The sequence below is a fragment of the Aeromonas sp. 9A genome (genome assembly GCF_963900955.1).
GTDB classification, from domain to species: domain Bacteria; phylum Pseudomonadota; class Gammaproteobacteria; order Enterobacterales; family Aeromonadaceae; genus Aeromonas; species Aeromonas salmonicida.
This window is the reverse complement of the sequence record NZ_CAWRFG010000001.1, coordinates 794,233-809,295: the sequence shown is the minus strand read 5'-3', so window position 1 is coordinate 809,295 and position 15,063 is coordinate 794,233. Positions and strand designations below refer to the sequence as shown.

General features: G+C 59.1%; 15 protein-coding genes and 1 pseudogene. 8 read left to right on the top strand and 8 right to left on the bottom strand.

What is annotated here, in order from left to right:
* Positions 1-30: 30 nt before the first annotated feature.
* Positions 31-324 carry a co-chaperone GroES gene (locus AACX78_RS04040; RefSeq protein ID WP_005318973.1) on the bottom strand — a complete coding sequence of 98 codons (294 nt, stop codon included), beginning with the start codon at positions 322-324 and terminating at the stop codon, positions 31-33.
* A gap of 216 nt (positions 325-540) precedes the next feature.
* On the opposite strand from AACX78_RS04040, the gene AACX78_RS04035 reads away from it, so the two are divergent.
* Positions 541-1,911, top strand: coding sequence for an MATE family efflux transporter (locus AACX78_RS04035; protein WP_043151501.1), 1,371 nt, complete (start codon positions 541-543; stop codon positions 1,909-1,911).
* Positions 1,912-1,935: 24 nt separating this feature from the next.
* On the opposite strand, the gene AACX78_RS04030 is transcribed toward AACX78_RS04035, so the two are convergent.
* Complete coding sequence (locus AACX78_RS04030; protein WP_005318970.1) at positions 1,936-2,412, bottom strand: FxsA family protein; 477 nt, start codon at positions 2,410-2,412, stop codon at positions 1,936-1,938.
* A 450-nt stretch (positions 2,413-2,862) separates the two neighbouring features.
* On the opposite strand from AACX78_RS04030, the gene aspA reads away from it, so the two are divergent.
* From aspA to AACX78_RS04015, 3 genes are all read left to right on the top strand, one after another.
* Positions 2,863-4,305 carry an aspartate ammonia-lyase gene (gene aspA / locus AACX78_RS04025; protein WP_159165455.1) on the top strand — a complete coding sequence of 481 codons (1,443 nt, stop codon included), beginning with the start codon at positions 2,863-2,865 and terminating at the stop codon, positions 4,303-4,305.
* 127 nt (positions 4,306-4,432) lie between these two features.
* On the top strand, positions 4,433-5,752 hold the full coding sequence (locus AACX78_RS04020) for an anaerobic C4-dicarboxylate transporter (protein ID WP_021140093.1): 1,320 nt from the start codon (positions 4,433-4,435) through the stop codon (positions 5,750-5,752).
* A gap of 200 nt (positions 5,753-5,952) precedes the next feature.
* The gene (locus AACX78_RS04015; protein WP_159165454.1) at positions 5,953-7,038 is read left to right on the top strand and encodes a porin; all 1,086 of its coding nucleotides are present in this window, start codon (positions 5,953-5,955) and stop codon (positions 7,036-7,038) included.
* Positions 7,039-7,100: 62 nt separating this feature from the next.
* Here AACX78_RS04015 and mdtH read toward each other — a convergent pair whose 3' ends face one another.
* A complete protein-coding gene (gene mdtH / locus AACX78_RS04010; protein WP_159165453.1) occupies positions 7,101-8,294 on the bottom strand; it encodes a multidrug efflux MFS transporter MdtH in 1,194 nt (397 codons plus the stop codon).
* 209 nt (positions 8,295-8,503) lie between these two features.
* Here mdtH and AACX78_RS04005 point away from each other — a divergent pair, with 209 nt between their 5' ends.
* Positions 8,504-9,403: a LysR family transcriptional regulator gene (locus AACX78_RS04005; RefSeq protein WP_201302776.1), complete on the top strand. Its 900-nt coding sequence runs from the start codon at positions 8,504-8,506 to the stop codon at positions 9,401-9,403.
* Between the two features lie 50 nt (positions 9,404-9,453).
* Here AACX78_RS04005 and AACX78_RS04000 read toward each other — a convergent pair whose 3' ends face one another.
* Complete coding sequence (locus tag AACX78_RS04000) at positions 9,454-11,220, bottom strand: M4 family metallopeptidase (RefSeq protein ID WP_159165452.1); 1,767 nt, start codon at positions 11,218-11,220, stop codon at positions 9,454-9,456.
* A gap of 350 nt (positions 11,221-11,570) precedes the next feature.
* On the opposite strand from AACX78_RS04000, the gene AACX78_RS03995 reads away from it, so the two are divergent.
* Positions 11,571-12,125 carry a GNAT family N-acetyltransferase gene (locus tag AACX78_RS03995; RefSeq protein WP_159165451.1) on the top strand — a complete coding sequence of 185 codons (555 nt, stop codon included), beginning with the start codon at positions 11,571-11,573 and terminating at the stop codon, positions 12,123-12,125.
* 65 nt (positions 12,126-12,190) lie between these two features.
* Positions 12,191-12,742: a GNAT family N-acetyltransferase gene (locus AACX78_RS03990; protein WP_159165450.1), complete on the top strand. Its 552-nt coding sequence runs from the start codon at positions 12,191-12,193 to the stop codon at positions 12,740-12,742.
* 25 nt (positions 12,743-12,767) lie between these two features.
* Here the strand turns inward: AACX78_RS03990 and AACX78_RS22165 are convergent, their stop codons facing one another.
* Both AACX78_RS22165 and AACX78_RS22160 read right to left on the bottom strand, forming a co-directional pair.
* Positions 12,768-12,908, bottom strand: coding sequence for a hypothetical protein (locus AACX78_RS22165; protein ID WP_201302775.1), 141 nt, complete (start codon positions 12,906-12,908; stop codon positions 12,768-12,770).
* Positions 12,909-12,927: 19 nt separating this feature from the next.
* Positions 12,928-13,068 (bottom strand): hypothetical protein, encoded by a 141-nt coding sequence (locus tag AACX78_RS22160; protein WP_201302774.1) that lies wholly within the window; start codon positions 13,066-13,068, stop codon positions 12,928-12,930.
* 31 nt (positions 13,069-13,099) lie between these two features.
* On the opposite strand from AACX78_RS22160, the pseudogene AACX78_RS03975 reads away from it, so the two are divergent.
* Positions 13,100-13,222 (top strand): annotated as a pseudogene (locus tag AACX78_RS03975) (30S ribosomal protein S5 alanine N-acetyltransferase); the annotation flags it as partial.
* 132 nt (positions 13,223-13,354) lie between these two features.
* Here AACX78_RS03975 and AACX78_RS03970 read toward each other — a convergent pair.
* Together AACX78_RS03970 and AACX78_RS03965 are read right to left on the bottom strand one after the other, a co-directional pair.
* Positions 13,355-13,600 (bottom strand): hypothetical protein, encoded by a 246-nt coding sequence (locus AACX78_RS03970; protein WP_005318949.1) that lies wholly within the window; start codon positions 13,598-13,600, stop codon positions 13,355-13,357.
* A 310-nt stretch (positions 13,601-13,910) separates the two neighbouring features.
* Positions 13,911-14,960, bottom strand: a complete 1,050-nt coding sequence (locus AACX78_RS03965) for an oxidoreductase (protein WP_159165449.1) — start codon at positions 14,958-14,960, stop codon at positions 13,911-13,913.
* Positions 14,961-15,063: the final 103 nt, after the last annotated feature.

The window sequence follows — 15,063 nt, the reverse complement described above, 5'->3', positions numbered from 1 at the left end:
CTTCAATCAATTCGCAGGGGAAAGGGTGGATTACGCTTCGACAATCGCCAGGATGTCGGTTTCAGACAGGATCAGTACATCCTGACCATCCAGCTTCTCGGTCTTCACACCGTAGCCCTCGTTGAAGATCACCTTGTCACCAACCTTGACGGCGAGGGCTTTGACATCGCCATTATCCAGAATTCGGCCAGTCCCCACGGCAAGTACTTCACCACGGGTGGACTTCTGGGCCGCAGTACCAGTCAAGACAATGCCGCCAGCGGATTTGGCTTCAGCTTCGATGCGCTTGATGATGACGCGGTCGTGCAGTGGACGAATTTTCATCGATAACTCTCCCAAAATGAGTCTCTGTGTTGCTTTGAGGAATGGCCATTCCTGGCCAAATTAGATATGTCTCTGATGTGGGGCGTTTTTGTTAACCCTTCAAGGGCAAATACAAAAAAAATATTTTCACGTACTATGAATATCTTCGATGGATCGCCCGTGTCCCGGTCAGGAAACCGGGTTTGTGCTGCCTGCAGCCAGAACTCACTTCGCCAGATGTATAGAGACGAGCTCGTGACCCGACCCAACCCCCTGCTGACCGCCCCCATGACGTCCGTACTGCTGCGCATGACGGGCCCCATGATCCTCGGCATCATCGCCATACTGGCATTCAATCTGGTCGATACCTTCTTCATCGGCATGCTGGGCACCCAGGCACTCGCCGCCATCAGCTTCACCTTCCCGGTCACCTTCGTGGTCACCTCGCTGGCAATGGGGCTGGGGGCCGGGCTCTCCGCCGTCATCGGCCATGCCCTCGGTCAGGGCAAACATGACGAAGCCGCCCGCATCACCACCGACTGCCTGTTTCTGGCCGTGGTGCTGGTCACGCTCCTCTCGCTGCTGGGAGCATTCACCATACAACCCCTGTTTCGGCTGCTCGGCGCCAGCGACCAGCTGATCCGCCTTATCTATGACTACATGCTTATCTGGTATCTGACCGTGCCCATGCTGGTGCTGCCCATGGTGGGCAATGCCGCCATTCGGGCCACCGGGGATACCAAGACGCCCAGCCTGGTGATGACGGTGGCGGGGCTGGTGAACGGCGTGCTGGATCCCCTGCTCATTTTTGGCATAGGCCCCTTTCCCGAATGGGGGATCCGCGGGGCGGCCATCGCCACGTCGATCTCCTGGTTGATGGCCATGCTGGTCAGCCTCTACATATTGCGCCATCGGGAAGGCTTGCTGCGATGGCGCCTGTCCCCTCGCCCACAATTGCTGGCCCACTGGCGCGCCTTGCTCCACGTGGCCGTGCCGGCCTCTTTCACCAACATGCTCAACCCCCTGGCCAATGCGGTGCTGATGATCATCTTCGCCGGTCTGGGCACCGAAGTGGTGGCCGCCTACGGCGCCGCCTCCCGGGTCGAGGCACTGCTGCTCATAGTGATGATGGCGCTCTCCTCAGTGCTGGCCCCCTTCATCTCGCAAAACTGCGGGGCTGGCAACCCGGCCCGCGCCAGGGCCGCATTGCAATTTTGCATGCGCTTCGCTTTGCTGTTCCAGCTCGGGGTATACGGGCTGACCTGGTTGCTGGCACCGCTTATCGCCAACCTGTTCAGCGATCATCCACAAGTAGTGCGCCTCATCATTCTGTATTTGCACCTGGTACCCATAGGGTATGGCTTCCAGGGCATGGTGATGCTGCTGGCCTCGGCACTCAACGGCGTCAGGGCATCGAGTATCTCGTTTCTGTTCAACGGATTGCGGCTGTTTGTCTTCTTGTTGCCAGGGGCCTGGCTGGGGGCGGAGCTGGGAGGGGAACAGGGAGTCTATCTGGGGATACTGCTGGCAAATCTGGCAGCGGGCACTCTGGCATGGTGGTATGCCCGCCACCGTTTCGAGCGATTGTGCCATCAGGGCAAACCCTGACAGGCACAGCTTCGCTACAGAGGCTTACTCTTTACGCTCGAATTCGCCTTCGATGGTGGTCCCGCCACGATTGACCTGACCCGGTTGTTCCTCGCCTGGACGCGCCTCGAATGGAGGCTGCTGGGCATGAAAACCGCCCATCTGCATCCGGAACTGATTGCTGCCAATGAGTTTGTCAGCCAGCTTGTTGCGCAGCCAGGGTTGCAACAACAGGATACCGAAGAAGTCGGTCACAAAGCCCGGGATGATCAGCAGCAAGCCGGCCAGCGCCAGCATCATGCCCCCCATCACCTCACGACCCGGCATCTCCCCTTGCTGCATTTTTTGCTGCGCATTGAGCAGGGTCTTGATGCCTTCACTGCGAACCAGCGATGACCCGAGCACGGCGGTCAGCACCAGCAAGCCTACGGTTGGCAAGGCGCCAATCACGGAGCCCACCTCGATCATCACGGTGAGCTCGAGCAGCACCAGACCGACCAACAACAGAAATAACTTGCCCATAACAACCTCAGTGCGAGTGAATTTGGATGAACCCGTGAACTCTTGCAGCAAACGCATATTTCGCTGCCAACACGCTACAAAGCCGGTTCCTGAATATTAAAGTGGGGGTCGACACCCATTTTTCAAGTGTGAAGGGTGACAGAGCGCCAGATATTCAGAAAAACCGGCATGGCAGACTGTGATTGAAATCCTTGTTCTGTCAAAGTTAATCGCTCAATTGCAATATCTGTTTAATGACCACAAGTTATTTGAGGTTGTCTCAAATTTAGTGATCCAGGTCTAATATCAGATACCTCAATTGAGGTAATATCGACGCTAGTAATTAAGGGAGCAAAAAACGCTCCCAACTGCCCCACTCGATGTGTGGTGCTTCAGGATGAGCCGTGCGTAAGGAACTCGCGACCACTCGGTGAGGATCGTTTCCATTTATCTGATTTCTGAGGCATTACAATGAGCGACATCAAGAACGTCCGCATTGAAGAAGACCTGCTGGGCACCAAAGAAGTTTCCAATGAGCTCTACTACGGCGTGCATACCCAGCGCGCAGTCGAAAACTTCAAGCTGAGCACTCAGAAGATTTCTGACGTTCCGGAATTTGTCCGCGGCATGGTGCTGACCAAGAAGGCCGCCGCCCTGGCGAACGGCGAACTGGGCACCATCCGTCCTGAAATTGCTGACAAGATCGTAGAAGCCTGCGACCTGATGCTGAACACCGGCAAATGTTTCGACCAGTTCCCGGTCGACGTTTACCAGGGTGGTGCAGGCACCTCCGTCAACATGAACACCAACGAAGTGCTGGCCAACATCGCCCTCGAGATCATGGGTCTGGAGAAGGGCCGTTACGACGTCATCAACCCCAATGACCACGTCAACAAGTGCCAATCCACCAACGACGCCTACCCTACCGGCTTCCGCGTTGCCGTGGTAAACAGCACAGACACCACACTGCATGCCCTGGAAGCACTGATCGCCGCCTTTGATGGCAAGGCCAAGGAGTTCAAAAGCATCCTGAAGATGGGTCGTACCCAGCTGCAGGACGCGGTTCCCATGACACTGGGTCAGGAGTTCCACGCCTTCGCCGTTACCCTGCGTGAAGAGATCAAGTCCATCAAGCGTTGCCAGGAGCTGCTGCTGGAAGTGAACCTGGGCGCAACCGCCATCGGTACCGGCCTGAACACCCCGCCCGAGTACTCAGCGCTGGCCATCAAACGCCTGGCCGAGATCACCGGTCGTGCTTATGTTCCGGCAGAAGACCTGATCGAAGCAACCTCCGACTGTGGCGCCTATGTGATGCTGCACGGTGCCATCAAGCGTCTGGCCATGAAAATGTCCAAGATCTGTAATGACCTGCGCCTGCTCTCCTCAGGTCCGCGCACTGCACTCAAAGAGATCAACCTGCCGGAAATGCAGGCGGGTTCTTCCATCATGCCGGCCAAGGTCAACCCGGTTATCCCGGAAGTGGTCAACCAGACCTGCTTCAAGGTATTCGGTAACGATGTCACCATCACTTTCGCCGCCGAAGCCGGTCAGCTGCAGCTGAACGTCATGGAGCCTGTGATTGGTCAGGCCATGTTCGAATCCCTGAGCCTGATGGAAAAAGCCTGTATCTCCCTGCACGAGAAGTGTGTGGAAGGGATCACCGCCAACCCGGAAATCTGCATGAACCACGTGCTGAACTCCATCGGTATCGTGACCTACCTGAACCCCTTCATCGGCCACCACGAGGGGGATATCGTCGGCAAGATCTGCGCCCAGACCGGCAAGAACGTTCGTGAGGTCGTGCTGGAACGCGGCCTGCTGACCGCCGAACAGCTGGACGAAATCCTCTCCATCGAGAACCTGATGAACCCGCAATACAAAGCCAAGCGCTACACCCGCGAAGCCACCGTATAAGCGAGAAAATGGGTCGGGTTTATCCCGGCCCATAAAGTCAGTTCCCGATCGGTCTCACCCAGTCCCATCGGGAATTGGCTTTTCTGCCAAATAAAACCTAAAAAAACTGGAAAATGGAGTGTTCGCTATGATTGTTATCGAGTTACTTGTCGTGCTCGCCGCTATCTATCTGGGGGCCCGGATAGGCAGTATCGGTATCGGCTTTGCCGGTGGTCTGGGTGTGCTGGTGCTGACCTGGGGCCTGGGGGTACAAATTCCGAGCGACCAGCTGGTCACCTTCATCCCCTGGGACGTGATCATGATCATCGCGTCCGTCATCTGTGCCATTGCCTGTATGCAACTGGCCGGTGGCATGGACTACCTAGTTTCGCTGGCAGAAAAGGCTCTGCGCAAGAATCCCAAGTACATCACCTTCGCCGCCCCCATCGTCACCTATCTGATGACAATGCTGGCCGGTACCGGTCACACCGCCTTCTCCACCCTGCCGGTAATCGCCGAAGTGGCCAAGGAGCAGGGCATTCGTCCTTCCCGTCCGCTCTCCATCGCGGTCGTCGCCTCCCAGATTGCCATCACCGCCTCCCCGATCTCGGCGGCCGTGGTTGCCTTCTCCGGCATGCTTGAGCCGTTCGGTGTCGACTACCTGACCCTGCTGGCCATCTGCATTCCGTCCACCTTCATCGCCTGTATCCTGGGCGCCTTCATTGCCAACATGATGGGCAAACCGCTGGATCAGGATGAAGTCTATCTGGAGCGTAAAGCCAAAGGGCTGATCAAGCTGCGCGGCACCACCAAGCTGGAGCTGAAACCTTACGCCAAGGTGTCTGTCTGGATCTTCATCGCCGCCATCGTGGCCGTCATGGCTTATGCCACCGCCATCTCAGGCAAAGTGGGGCTGATCACCAACCCGCCAATTCCCCGTGACGGTGCCATCATGGGCATCATGCTGGCTGCTGCTACCATCATGACCCTGGTCTGCAAACTGGACGCCACTCAAATCACCAACATGCCGACCTTCAAGTCCGGTATGTCCGCCTGTATCTGTGTACTGGGTGTGGCCTGGCTGGGCAACGTCTTCGTGAAAGGCAACATGGACACCATTCAGCTGATTGCTGGTGATCTGCTGAACCAGTACTCCTGGCTGCTGGCCGTGGTGCTGTTCTTCGCCGCCATGCTGCTCTACTCACAAGGCGCCACCACCAAGGCCCTGATGCCGGCCGCGCTGGCACTGGGTGTCAGCCCGCTGACCGCCATCGCCTCCTTCGCCGCCGTGAGTGCCCTGTTCGTGCTGCCGACCTACCCGACCCTGCTGGCAGCGGTCGAAATGGACGACACCGGCTCGACCCGGATCGGCAAGGCCGTGTTCAACCACCCCTTCTTCATCCCCGGCACCGCCACCATAGCGTTCGCCGTGGCACTGGGCTTCTTCTTTGGCGGTATGATGCTCTAATCAGCATTTAATGCCATAAAAACTCAAACGGCCCTCATTGGGCCGTTTTTTATTCCTCGTTTTTCCCTTTCTCAGTCAATTAATCCTCGACTGCTTCAGTTCCTATCAAGGTTCACAGATCTACTCTGGGCCATCGGAACAGCAACCGATCCTGCAGGACCGAGCACAGGTCCGACATTGTTTACACAGAGGAAAAAACGATGAAGAAGACAGCATTGACTATGGCCATCTCCAGCGTGCTGCTGGCCGGCGGCGCCCAAGCCGCAACCGTCTATGACCAGAACGACACCAAACTCGAGATAGGTGGCCGTGCTCAAGGCATGTACTACGGCACTGATAACAACGGTTCTGAAGGCGACAAGAGCTATCTGCGTCTGCACATTGCCGGCGAAACCAAGATCGACAACGAGCTGACCGCTTTCGGCTTTGCCGAGTACAACCTGCCGGTATCCGGTTCTGACAACGACGAACTGCGTTATGCCTTCGCCGGTATCAAGCACGATCGTTTCGGCGCCTTCAGCTATGGTCGTCAGGATGGCCTGTTCACCAAGGCGGTGAACAACTACACGGACGTGCTGCCGGAATGGGGTGGCGATGGCCTGGGTAAAGACACCGAAGTATTCGGCACCGGCCGCACCAATGGTCTGGCTCAGTACATCTACACCTATCAGGGTCTGACCCTGGGTGCCCAGTTCACCGGCAACAACGATCCGCAGAACGCCGATCGCTCCAACCTGACTGGCATCAGCAGCACCTGGAATCCGAAGGGCTCCGCCGAAGGCTTCGCCCTGTCCGCCAACTATGACTTCGACATGGGTCTGAGTCTGGGTGCAGCCTACAACCAGGCTGGCAAGACCGACGAGCAGGCTGACAACGCTGCCTTCGGTGGCGACCGCGATGCCAAGCTGTACGGTGTGGGTGCCAAGTACGAAGCCGGTGACCTCTACCTGGCCGCTACTTACTCCCACGGTGAAGACCACCTGTTCGTCAACAACGGCTACGCCGAGAAGATGGATGGCTACGAAGCCGTGGCCCAGTACACCTTCGGCAAGTTCAAGCCGTCTCTGGCCTACCTGCGTACCGACGTGAAAGACAATGCCCGCGGCATTGACGATACCGCCACCGAATATGTTTCCATCGGTGCCTGGTACAACTTCACCGACAACTTCAATGCCTATGTTGATTACAAGATCAACCTGCTGGACAACGTCAACGGTACCCACACCAACTCGCTCGGCAAGAACACCGACGACGTGGTCGCCGTGGCCCTGCAGTACAACTTCTAAGTTTTCCCTGAATTGCCTACTGTATTTTACCGGCCGCCCTGCGGCCGGTTTTTTATTGCCTGTCAGATGTTGACCCGCGCCAGACTCGGCTCGCGGTGAAAGCAGTTCACCAGCAGCAACAAGCTAGTCACGCCAACCGTTCCCAGCACCAGCCAGGGTAACCAGGGCTGCCCCTGGACATTGGCGTAGTCATGCAGAGCCCCGCCCCCCACGTATCCCGTCATGCCGCCGAGCGCCAACCCCAGCCGGCTGAATCCCATGTAACTGCCACGTGCCCCAGGCTGTGCCAACTTGGTCATGAGCGTCTCTCTCGCCGGCTCGGCGATGACGATCCCCAGATAGAAGCAGGCCAGCAATACGAAGACGGCTGGCAGCGTAGTGGCAAACGCCACCAGCCCGATCCCGGTTGTCATCAGCAGTACGCCCGCCATCAGGCGATTTTCCAGCTTGAAGTGCTTCTCCCCATAGCGAGCAAGCGGATAGAGCAGCGTCAGCGAGATGGCGGTCTCCAGGGTATACATCCAGCCCACAGCCGTGGTGGTGCCCGCCATCTGTTTGACCAGGATGGGGAAAATCAGCATCACCTGCACCCAGAGCGCGTAGTAGCCGCTCAGGATCAGCACCAGCCGGCAGAAGGCTTTGTCCGCCAGCACCTGGCCGAGACCAGCCCGGATAGGCGTCGGCCGCTGCGAGAGCTTGTAGGGGGGCAGGATCAGCAGGTTGCACAGGGCCGCACAGACAAACAGACCCGCCCCCAGCAGGCAGACATACTCGAAGTCGAAGTTGAGCAGCCAGCTGCCAAGCAGGGCCCCCACCACGGCGCCGGCGCTCTCCAGCATCATCAGCAAGGAGATGTAACGGCCCCGCTGACGCGGGCGGGTAAACTTGATCACCAGGGCGGCACGGGGTGGATCGAACAGGCAACCGCCCAGCCCCGAGATGATGCAGGAGAGGATCAGCTCAAGCCCGCTCTGAGCATAGGCCAGACTGGCAAACCCCGCGGCCCGCAACAGCATGCCCCCCACTATGAGTGGCCGGGCACCGAACTTGTCTGCCAGCGATCCCCCCAGCACTCCCAATCCCTGCTGGGTCAACTGACGCAACCCCAGCGCCAGACCGACCACACCGGCCGCCCAGCCCAGCTGATCCACGAAGCGCAGACTGATCATGGGCATCACCACGAAAAATCCCAGGATCACCAAGAGGGAATCCAACGCCAAAAACCACCGCCCCAACCGCCTCGCCCGCTCCACCATGACTGCCTGACCCCTGCTTTGCTAATGACAACCAACTCGCTCGTCTCATCGCCCGGATGACACCGTCGTCAAATCGGGCAAAGGGTAACTGCAACCCTCTGACCCGGCATGGCAATATGCCAATTCGCAACAATTGAGACTGCTATTCTGGAAGGGCGCCAGATATAGTGGTAGCCGACAACTGGCTATATTTCATATTGGATTACGTTATGGCTATGACCCTGGATGACTTGCAATTACTACTGGATGTGGTCAATCGCGGCAGCTTCAGCAAGGCGGCAGCCATTCGTGGCTGGTCGCAACCCATGGTCAGCCAGCGGATCGCCGTATTGGAGCAGGCGCTGGGCCAGCCCCTGTTTCGCCGCCACAGACGTGGGGCCACGCCCACTCCGGCTTGCGAGCAGTTTTTGCCTGCGGCGGCAGCCGCCCTGAGTGCACTTGAAGGGGGACGCCTGGCGATGCAGGGAGCACCGGCCCTGCCACGCATCAAGCTCTCCTGCCTGCCCTCCCTGACCACGGTAGTGTTTGGCCCCCTGCTGCTGGCATTGGTAGACGAAGCGTTCGAGATCCGCTGCAACACGGATCACTCCGGCATCATAATGCAGGAACTGCTGACCGGGGAAACCGACGTCGGCTTCATCCTCAAGTGCCCCGCCATAGCCGGTATCCAGCTCGAACTGCTCTACCGCTCCCCCATCATAGCGGTGGCCTGCGCCACCCATCCGCTGGCAGGAAGACAAGGTTTGACCCTGCAGGATATCGCCAACGAGCGACTGGCACCCCAGCAGTGGGGCATCGGCTGTGACGAGCTGATCCTGCAACTGCGGCTGCTGCGTCAGGTAACGAGCCCGCTGCACGCCATTCAGCCCGCCAGCGCGGCGCGGGAACTGGCGCTGGAGCACGGCTTCATCACACTGATGCCGGCACTCGCCATCAGCCGGGATCTGGAGTTTGGCCGCTTGGTCCAGCTGGATGTGGTGGACCTGCCGCTGGATCACTGGGATGTCATGATGGCCTGGCGTAGCGGCAAGCGGCCCAATCCGGCCAAGGAGCGGGTGCTGGAGGCAGCCAGAGCCCTTGCCCGGCGCTGGTCGGGCAAATCTGCATAAAAAAGCGCCGGACAAGTCCGGCGCCAAACACTCGATCACATAGCTCAGGATCAGTAGCTTGCCTTGAGGGTCACCCCCGAGAAGGCGCTGTAACCACTCAGCTGTACATGCCAGGTACCCGCCTGGGGCGAGTTCAGGGTACAGGTCTCTGCATTACCCCCCTTGTAAGGACGGCAGTCATAGCTGGTGCTGGTCGGAGCCGAACCAAACTTGACGTAGAGATCCGCATCCCCGGTGCCACCACTGCTGGCGACCACCAGCTGGCTCTTGCCGGCCGGCACGTCGATAGTGAAGTTCACCTTGCCACCCTTGGCGGCGGAGAGGCCGGTCACAGGTACCCCGTTTTGCAGCACGCTGCCGCTCGGCGGCGTGGTACCGCAGGAGGCATTGACCCCGACAGTGGTAAAGGCTGCCGCCACGTCAGTCAGGCTGTAGCCCAGGTCGGTGGCCGCCTTGGTCACGCCACAGGCGCCTTGATCGAAGGTGGTATTGGCGCCCCAGTAAAGCCGGTTGGCCAGCACGAACACTTCGAATGCCTTGCGGGTGTTCCAGCCACTGGTGTTGGCCAGCAGGTAGAAGGCGCGGTTGTAGACACCCGAGCTGTGGTGAACATCCATTCCTGCCCGGTAGTCGGCAGCATGACCGATGGAGCGGCCATCCCGGGTCGGATCCTCGAAGTAGCGCAGGGAGCCGTTGCCCTTGAAGATCTGGGCGCCCACCAGCCAGTCATTGCTGCCCTTCATGAAGTTCTCGGCAGCCTCCCCCGCCATGTCGGAGAAAGCCTCGTTGATGCCACCCGACTGACCGGAATAGACCAGCCCGGAGTTCTGTTCAGTAAAGCCGTGGCTCACCTCGTGGGCAGCCACGTCCAGGCTCACCAGCGGATAGAAGGTGGTAGCACCATCCCCGAAGGTCATCTGGCTGCCGTCCCAGAAGGCATTCTCATAGTTGCGACTGTAGTGCACCCGCATCTTCAGCTTGAAGTTGAGCGGCGCCGTGTTGTACCAGTTGCGATACATGTTGAACACTACGTTACCGAAGTAGTGGGCATCGTTGAGCGGCGAGTAGGCGCCATTGATCTCCTTGACCGTGTTCTCCGGGCAAGTGAACTGGTGCACGGCGCCACCCGAGGTAGCGTGATTGAGGTTGATGGTATCCACGTTCGGGCTGGTCATGCGGCAGTTGTCATCCACCAGCAGGGGGCCGAAGTCCGCGCCATAGAAGTACTTGCCAGTCTTGATGTTGCCACCCGGACCTGTGGCATCCTTGTGGTTGATCCCCTCCCAACGCTTGAGCTCGGCGCCGCTCTGGGCATCGATCACCACGAAGGGGCGGCTCGGCTCTTCGCTTGCCGCCAGCCAGGAGACCAGATAGACCAGACGGGCCTGACCTGCCTCATCCTGCATCACGAACAGCTTGACCCGCTCGTTGCTGCCCTTGGCACCGGCACGGGCCTTGCCAGCAGCGTCAGCCGGCGACAGGGCGGTGGTAGGGCTGGCCACGTCGGCATCAATCTGGCGCAACATCTGGCCGGAAACCTGGCTTATCTGCCCACCGAGAGACTGTTCGGCCACCAGCACCTGACCCCACACCGGAATGCCGCGCCAGGTTTGCTCATAGCGAACCCGCTGCTGGCCATTGGGCAACTTGACGACCCGTACCTGACGAAACTCGCCATCTCCGGCCAGTGCGCTGACACCGGCAGCGCCGCTCGGTGCCCCCTGAATACCCGCGACCTGATGCACTTCTACCTGTTCTGCAGCCAAGGCTGCGCTTCCCCAGCAGGCCAATAACACGGCCAAATACACTTTTTTCATCTCGTCTTTCCTTAGGTCGATGAAGGTTACACGCCGGATCCGTTGCCCAGCGTTCCTACACTAGTTGTCGAGATCAAAATTGCTGCCTGTCATATGTGACAGAGCAGCATGAACCCGTAGCAGGATCTGCTGTTACACCTGTTCAGTAGCGAAAACCAAATCGAAAGTAGTGAATCGCGCTGAAAAAGGGCGGAGAATGGCAAGGCCTCGAACAACCCCGCATATGGGCCCCTCCATATGGGGATAGCGGACGCAGACGAGAGGATGAAAGTCCTTGGCGCACAAGGGGTTGATTGGCTACATTGGCTGTTTGGCGGCCAGCAAAGGCCTAGTTCGGGTGGGAGGTAAGGATGTTTTCATGGCAACTGGACGACGAGTTGGCGCTGCTGTTTTTGCAGCCCGACATGGCCAGCGAACTTTTCGGCCTGTGCCGGGAGAACCGCGACTACCTCACCCAGTGGCTGCCCTGGCCCCCCTACATACAGCAGCCGGCTGACAGCGCCACCTTCATCCGCCACGCCATCGAGAAATTTGCCCGGGGCGAGGGGCTGACCACCGCCATCGAATATCAGGGGGAAGTGGTTGGCGTCATCGGCTACAACCAGATCGATCAGGCGCTGGCCAAGGTCACCATAGGCTACTGGCTGGCAGAGCGCTGGCAGGGCAACGGCATCATCACCCGCGCCTGTCAGGCATTGATCCATCACGCCTTTGAAGAGATGGGGATGGAGAAGGTCGAGATCAGCGCGGCGGCAGAGAACGAGCCAAGCCGGGCGGTGTGCGAGCGACTCGGCATGCAGCAGGAGGGGATCACACGGCGGGCCGAGCGGCTGGCAGATCGGGTGGTGGATCACGTCCACTACGGTCTGCTGCGCGATGACTGGCTAAGGCAACGGGAGCACTGATGGCCGCTGGCGGCCCTGTCCCCAGCGGCCGGCACCAGGCTCATGAATCCACAGAGGGAACCTTGATGGCACTACCACACCTCAGCACGGCCCGCACCCGAGTCACTCTTCTGCCGCCCGAACGGGCCGACCTGATGCTGGATTTCTATCTGCGCAACCGCGCTCACCTCACCCCCTGGGAACCCAGCCGTGACGAGAGCTTCTATACCCTGAGTCACTGGCATGGTCGATTGCGCGACAGCTATGGCCAGTTCTTCAACGGCAGCGCCATCCATCTGGTGGCGCTCGACCTCAAGGGCGAGCAGGTGATCGCCACCTGCAACTTCACCAACATCATGATGGGCATGTTCAAGGCCTGTCACCTCGGTTATGCCGTCGATAAAGCCCATGAGGGTCAGGGTCTGATGCAAGAGGTGGTCGGTGCCGGAATAGCCTATCTGTTTCGGGAACACGGCCTGCACCGCGTCATGGCAAGCTATATGCCAGCCAATCTGCGCAGCGCCGCCCTGCTCGAGCGCCTTGGCTTTGAGCGGGAAGGCTATGCCCGGGATTACCTGATGATCAATGGCAGCTGGGAGGATCATGTTCTCACCGCCCGGCTCAACCCCTCGGTCTAGTGCCATAAAGTAAGCCATATGCCAGTCAATTACCCTGCGCAGCGGCACCCTGCTCGAGCGCCTTGGCTTTGAGCGGGAAGGCTATGCCCGGGATTACCTGATGATCAATGGCAGCTGGGAGGATCATGTTCTCACCGCCCGGCTCAACCCCTCGGTCTAGTGCCATAAAGTGAGCCATATGCCAGTCAATTACCCTGCGCAGCGGCACCCTGCTCGAGCGCCTTGGCTTTGAGCGGGAGGGCTATGCCCGGGACTATCTGATGATCAATGGCCGCTGGGAGGATCATGTTCTCACCGCCCGGCTCAACCCCGCGGTCTAGCACCATAAAGCGAGCCATATGCCAGGCAATCACCCTGCGCTGCGCCGCCCTGCTCGAGCGCCTTGGCTTTGAGCGGGAAGGCTATGCCCGGGATTACCTGATGATCAATGGCCGCTGGGAGGATCATGTTCTCACCGCCCGGCTCAACCCCGCGGTCTAGCACCATAAAGCGAGCCATATGCCAGGCAATCACCCTGCGCAGCGGCACCCTGCTCAATCCGGCCGTCTGATCAGGCCATAAAAAAACGGGCCCGGAGTTGCCTCCGGGCCCGTCTTCAGATGAGGTGCAGGCTTAGTTGGCCTTGGCATCGCTCACTGCGGCTTCAGCCTTGGTGGCTACGTCAGCAGCAGCTTTCTCAACAGTTGCAGTCGCTTCGGAAGCAGCCTTCTCTACAGTAGCAGTGGCTTCGCTAGCGGCTTTCTCAACAGTTGCAGCAACGTCGGCGGCCGGAGTCGCAGCCGGAGCAGCGGCTTCTTCTTTCTGACCACAGGCGGTCAACATCAGACCCAGGATACCGGCTACCAGTACTTTGTTCATGTGCATACCCTCAAAAAAATATGGAGAGATGGTTCATTCAACCATCACAATGCGTCCTTTCACCCGGTTAGAAACCCATTAGGCCGGGAGCCAAGAGGCGCGCGAAATATATCCCCATACGCGGCCAATGGAAACGAGTATCACAATGATATTTTCTCGTTGGCTAGATGAAAAGAACTACTACAACGAAAAACATTAACACAAAACACTCACCAAACTGCCGCTTCGCATAATAAACCACCAAGAATGGCACATTCACTGGCAGCAAGTGGTGATTGCATCTGGCCGAATGATACCCACGACAGAAGTATCAATCAGACAAAACCTGACAAACCAGCCGTTTCCCCTGCTGGTGGCTGTCACGGGCCAGATCCAGCAGCGCCATCACGGCCAGTGCCTCGCTGGCCGGGACGGGATTCTCTCCCTCCCCCAGAATGGCGGCGCAAACACCGCGATAGTAGGCACCGTAATCCCCTGCCTCACCGGCCACTGTCTCTTGCTGCAACTGCCCCTCCCGAATACGGCTGAGCTGACCGGGCTCACCATCCAGACCCCAGTCGGCCGCCGGGGGCCGCTTGCCAAGTTTGAGCTGATCTTCCTGCACGTCCATGCCGAATTTGATGAAGGATCCTTCACTGCCGTGAATGACGAAGCGAGGCATGGTGGCCGACACCAGACAGCTGCCGTGCAATATCACTCTCAATTCGCCATAGCCCAGCGTCACATGGAAGTAGTCATCGCTCAATGCACCCGGCCGCTGAAGGGCCAAGTCCGCCTGCAACCAGTCGGGCTGGCCAAACAGTTGCAGCGCCTGATCCAAAATATGAGGACCAAGATCGAACCACAGACCCGAGCCGGGGCCGCCCGCTTCGCGCCAGCGCTGGCGCACTTCGGGGCGATAGCGGTCGAAGTGGGATTCGAACTGGGCAATTTGCCCCAGGGCCCCCTCTGCCAGCAGACGGCGCACAGTAAGAAAATCCCCGTCCCAGCGCCGATTGTGGAAGATGCTGAGCAGCCGCTGCTGCTCCCCGGCCAGCTCAACCAGCGCCTTCGCCTCGGCCAGATCCAGCGCGAACGGCTTGTCGATCACCACGTGCTTGCCGGCCAGCAGCGCCTGGCGGGCAATGGGGGCATGGGTGTCGTTGGGGGTGGCGATCACCACCAGATCCACAGCGCTGTCGGCCAACACCTCTTCCAGCGAGCCAACCCGGCAACCGGGCAGATCGGCCTGCACCTTGGCCGCATCGCGGCTCACGACCCAACCGAGGGAGAGGCCCGGAGTACTGGTCAGGAAGGGGGCGTGAAAGGTCTTGCCTGCAAAGCCATAGCCCACCAGGGCGGCGTTGAGAGTCTGGCTCATCCGGTTTTCTCCACGGGTCTGTGTGTCATGAGAGTCAGGCGAGATGTCGCCTGCAAAAAGAACAGGGGGCTCATGGCCCCCTGAGTGTGCCCATCAGAGCACA

Coding starts and splice junctions, on each gene's coding strand:
- AACX78_RS03970 (WP_005318949.1), bottom strand. CDS start 13,600: ATGAACAAAGTACTGGTAGCCGGTATCCTGGGTCTGATGTTGACCGCC.
- AACX78_RS03990 (WP_159165450.1), top strand. CDS start 12,191: ATGGCACTACCACACCTCAGCACGGCCCGCACCCGAGTCACTCTTCTG.
- AACX78_RS04005 (WP_201302776.1), top strand. CDS start 8,504: ATGGCTATGACCCTGGATGACTTGCAATTACTACTGGATGTGGTCAAT.
- mdtH (WP_159165453.1), bottom strand. CDS start 8,294: ATGGTGGAGCGGGCGAGGCGGTTGGGGCGGTGGTTTTTGGCGTTGGAT.
- AACX78_RS04035 (WP_043151501.1), top strand. CDS start 541: ATGTATAGAGACGAGCTCGTGACCCGACCCAACCCCCTGCTGACCGCC.
- AACX78_RS22160 (WP_201302774.1), bottom strand. CDS start 13,068: ATGGTGCTAGACCGCGGGGTTGAGCCGGGCGGTGAGAACATGATCCTC.
- AACX78_RS22165 (WP_201302775.1), bottom strand. CDS start 12,908: ATGGCACTAGACCGAGGGGTTGAGCCGGGCGGTGAGAACATGATCCTC.
- AACX78_RS04040 (WP_005318973.1), bottom strand. CDS start 324: ATGAAAATTCGTCCACTGCACGACCGCGTCATCATCAAGCGCATCGAA.
- aspA (WP_159165455.1), top strand. CDS start 2,863: ATGAGCGACATCAAGAACGTCCGCATTGAAGAAGACCTGCTGGGCACC.
- AACX78_RS04000 (WP_159165452.1), bottom strand. CDS start 11,220: ATGAAAAAAGTGTATTTGGCCGTGTTATTGGCCTGCTGGGGAAGCGCA.
- AACX78_RS04030 (WP_005318970.1), bottom strand. CDS start 2,412: ATGGGCAAGTTATTTCTGTTGTTGGTCGGTCTGGTGCTGCTCGAGCTC.
- AACX78_RS04015 (WP_159165454.1), top strand. CDS start 5,953: ATGAAGAAGACAGCATTGACTATGGCCATCTCCAGCGTGCTGCTGGCC.
- AACX78_RS04020 (WP_021140093.1), top strand. CDS start 4,433: ATGATTGTTATCGAGTTACTTGTCGTGCTCGCCGCTATCTATCTGGGG.
- AACX78_RS03995 (WP_159165451.1), top strand. CDS start 11,571: ATGTTTTCATGGCAACTGGACGACGAGTTGGCGCTGCTGTTTTTGCAG.
- AACX78_RS03965 (WP_159165449.1), bottom strand. CDS start 14,960: ATGAGCCAGACTCTCAACGCCGCCCTGGTGGGCTATGGCTTTGCAGGC.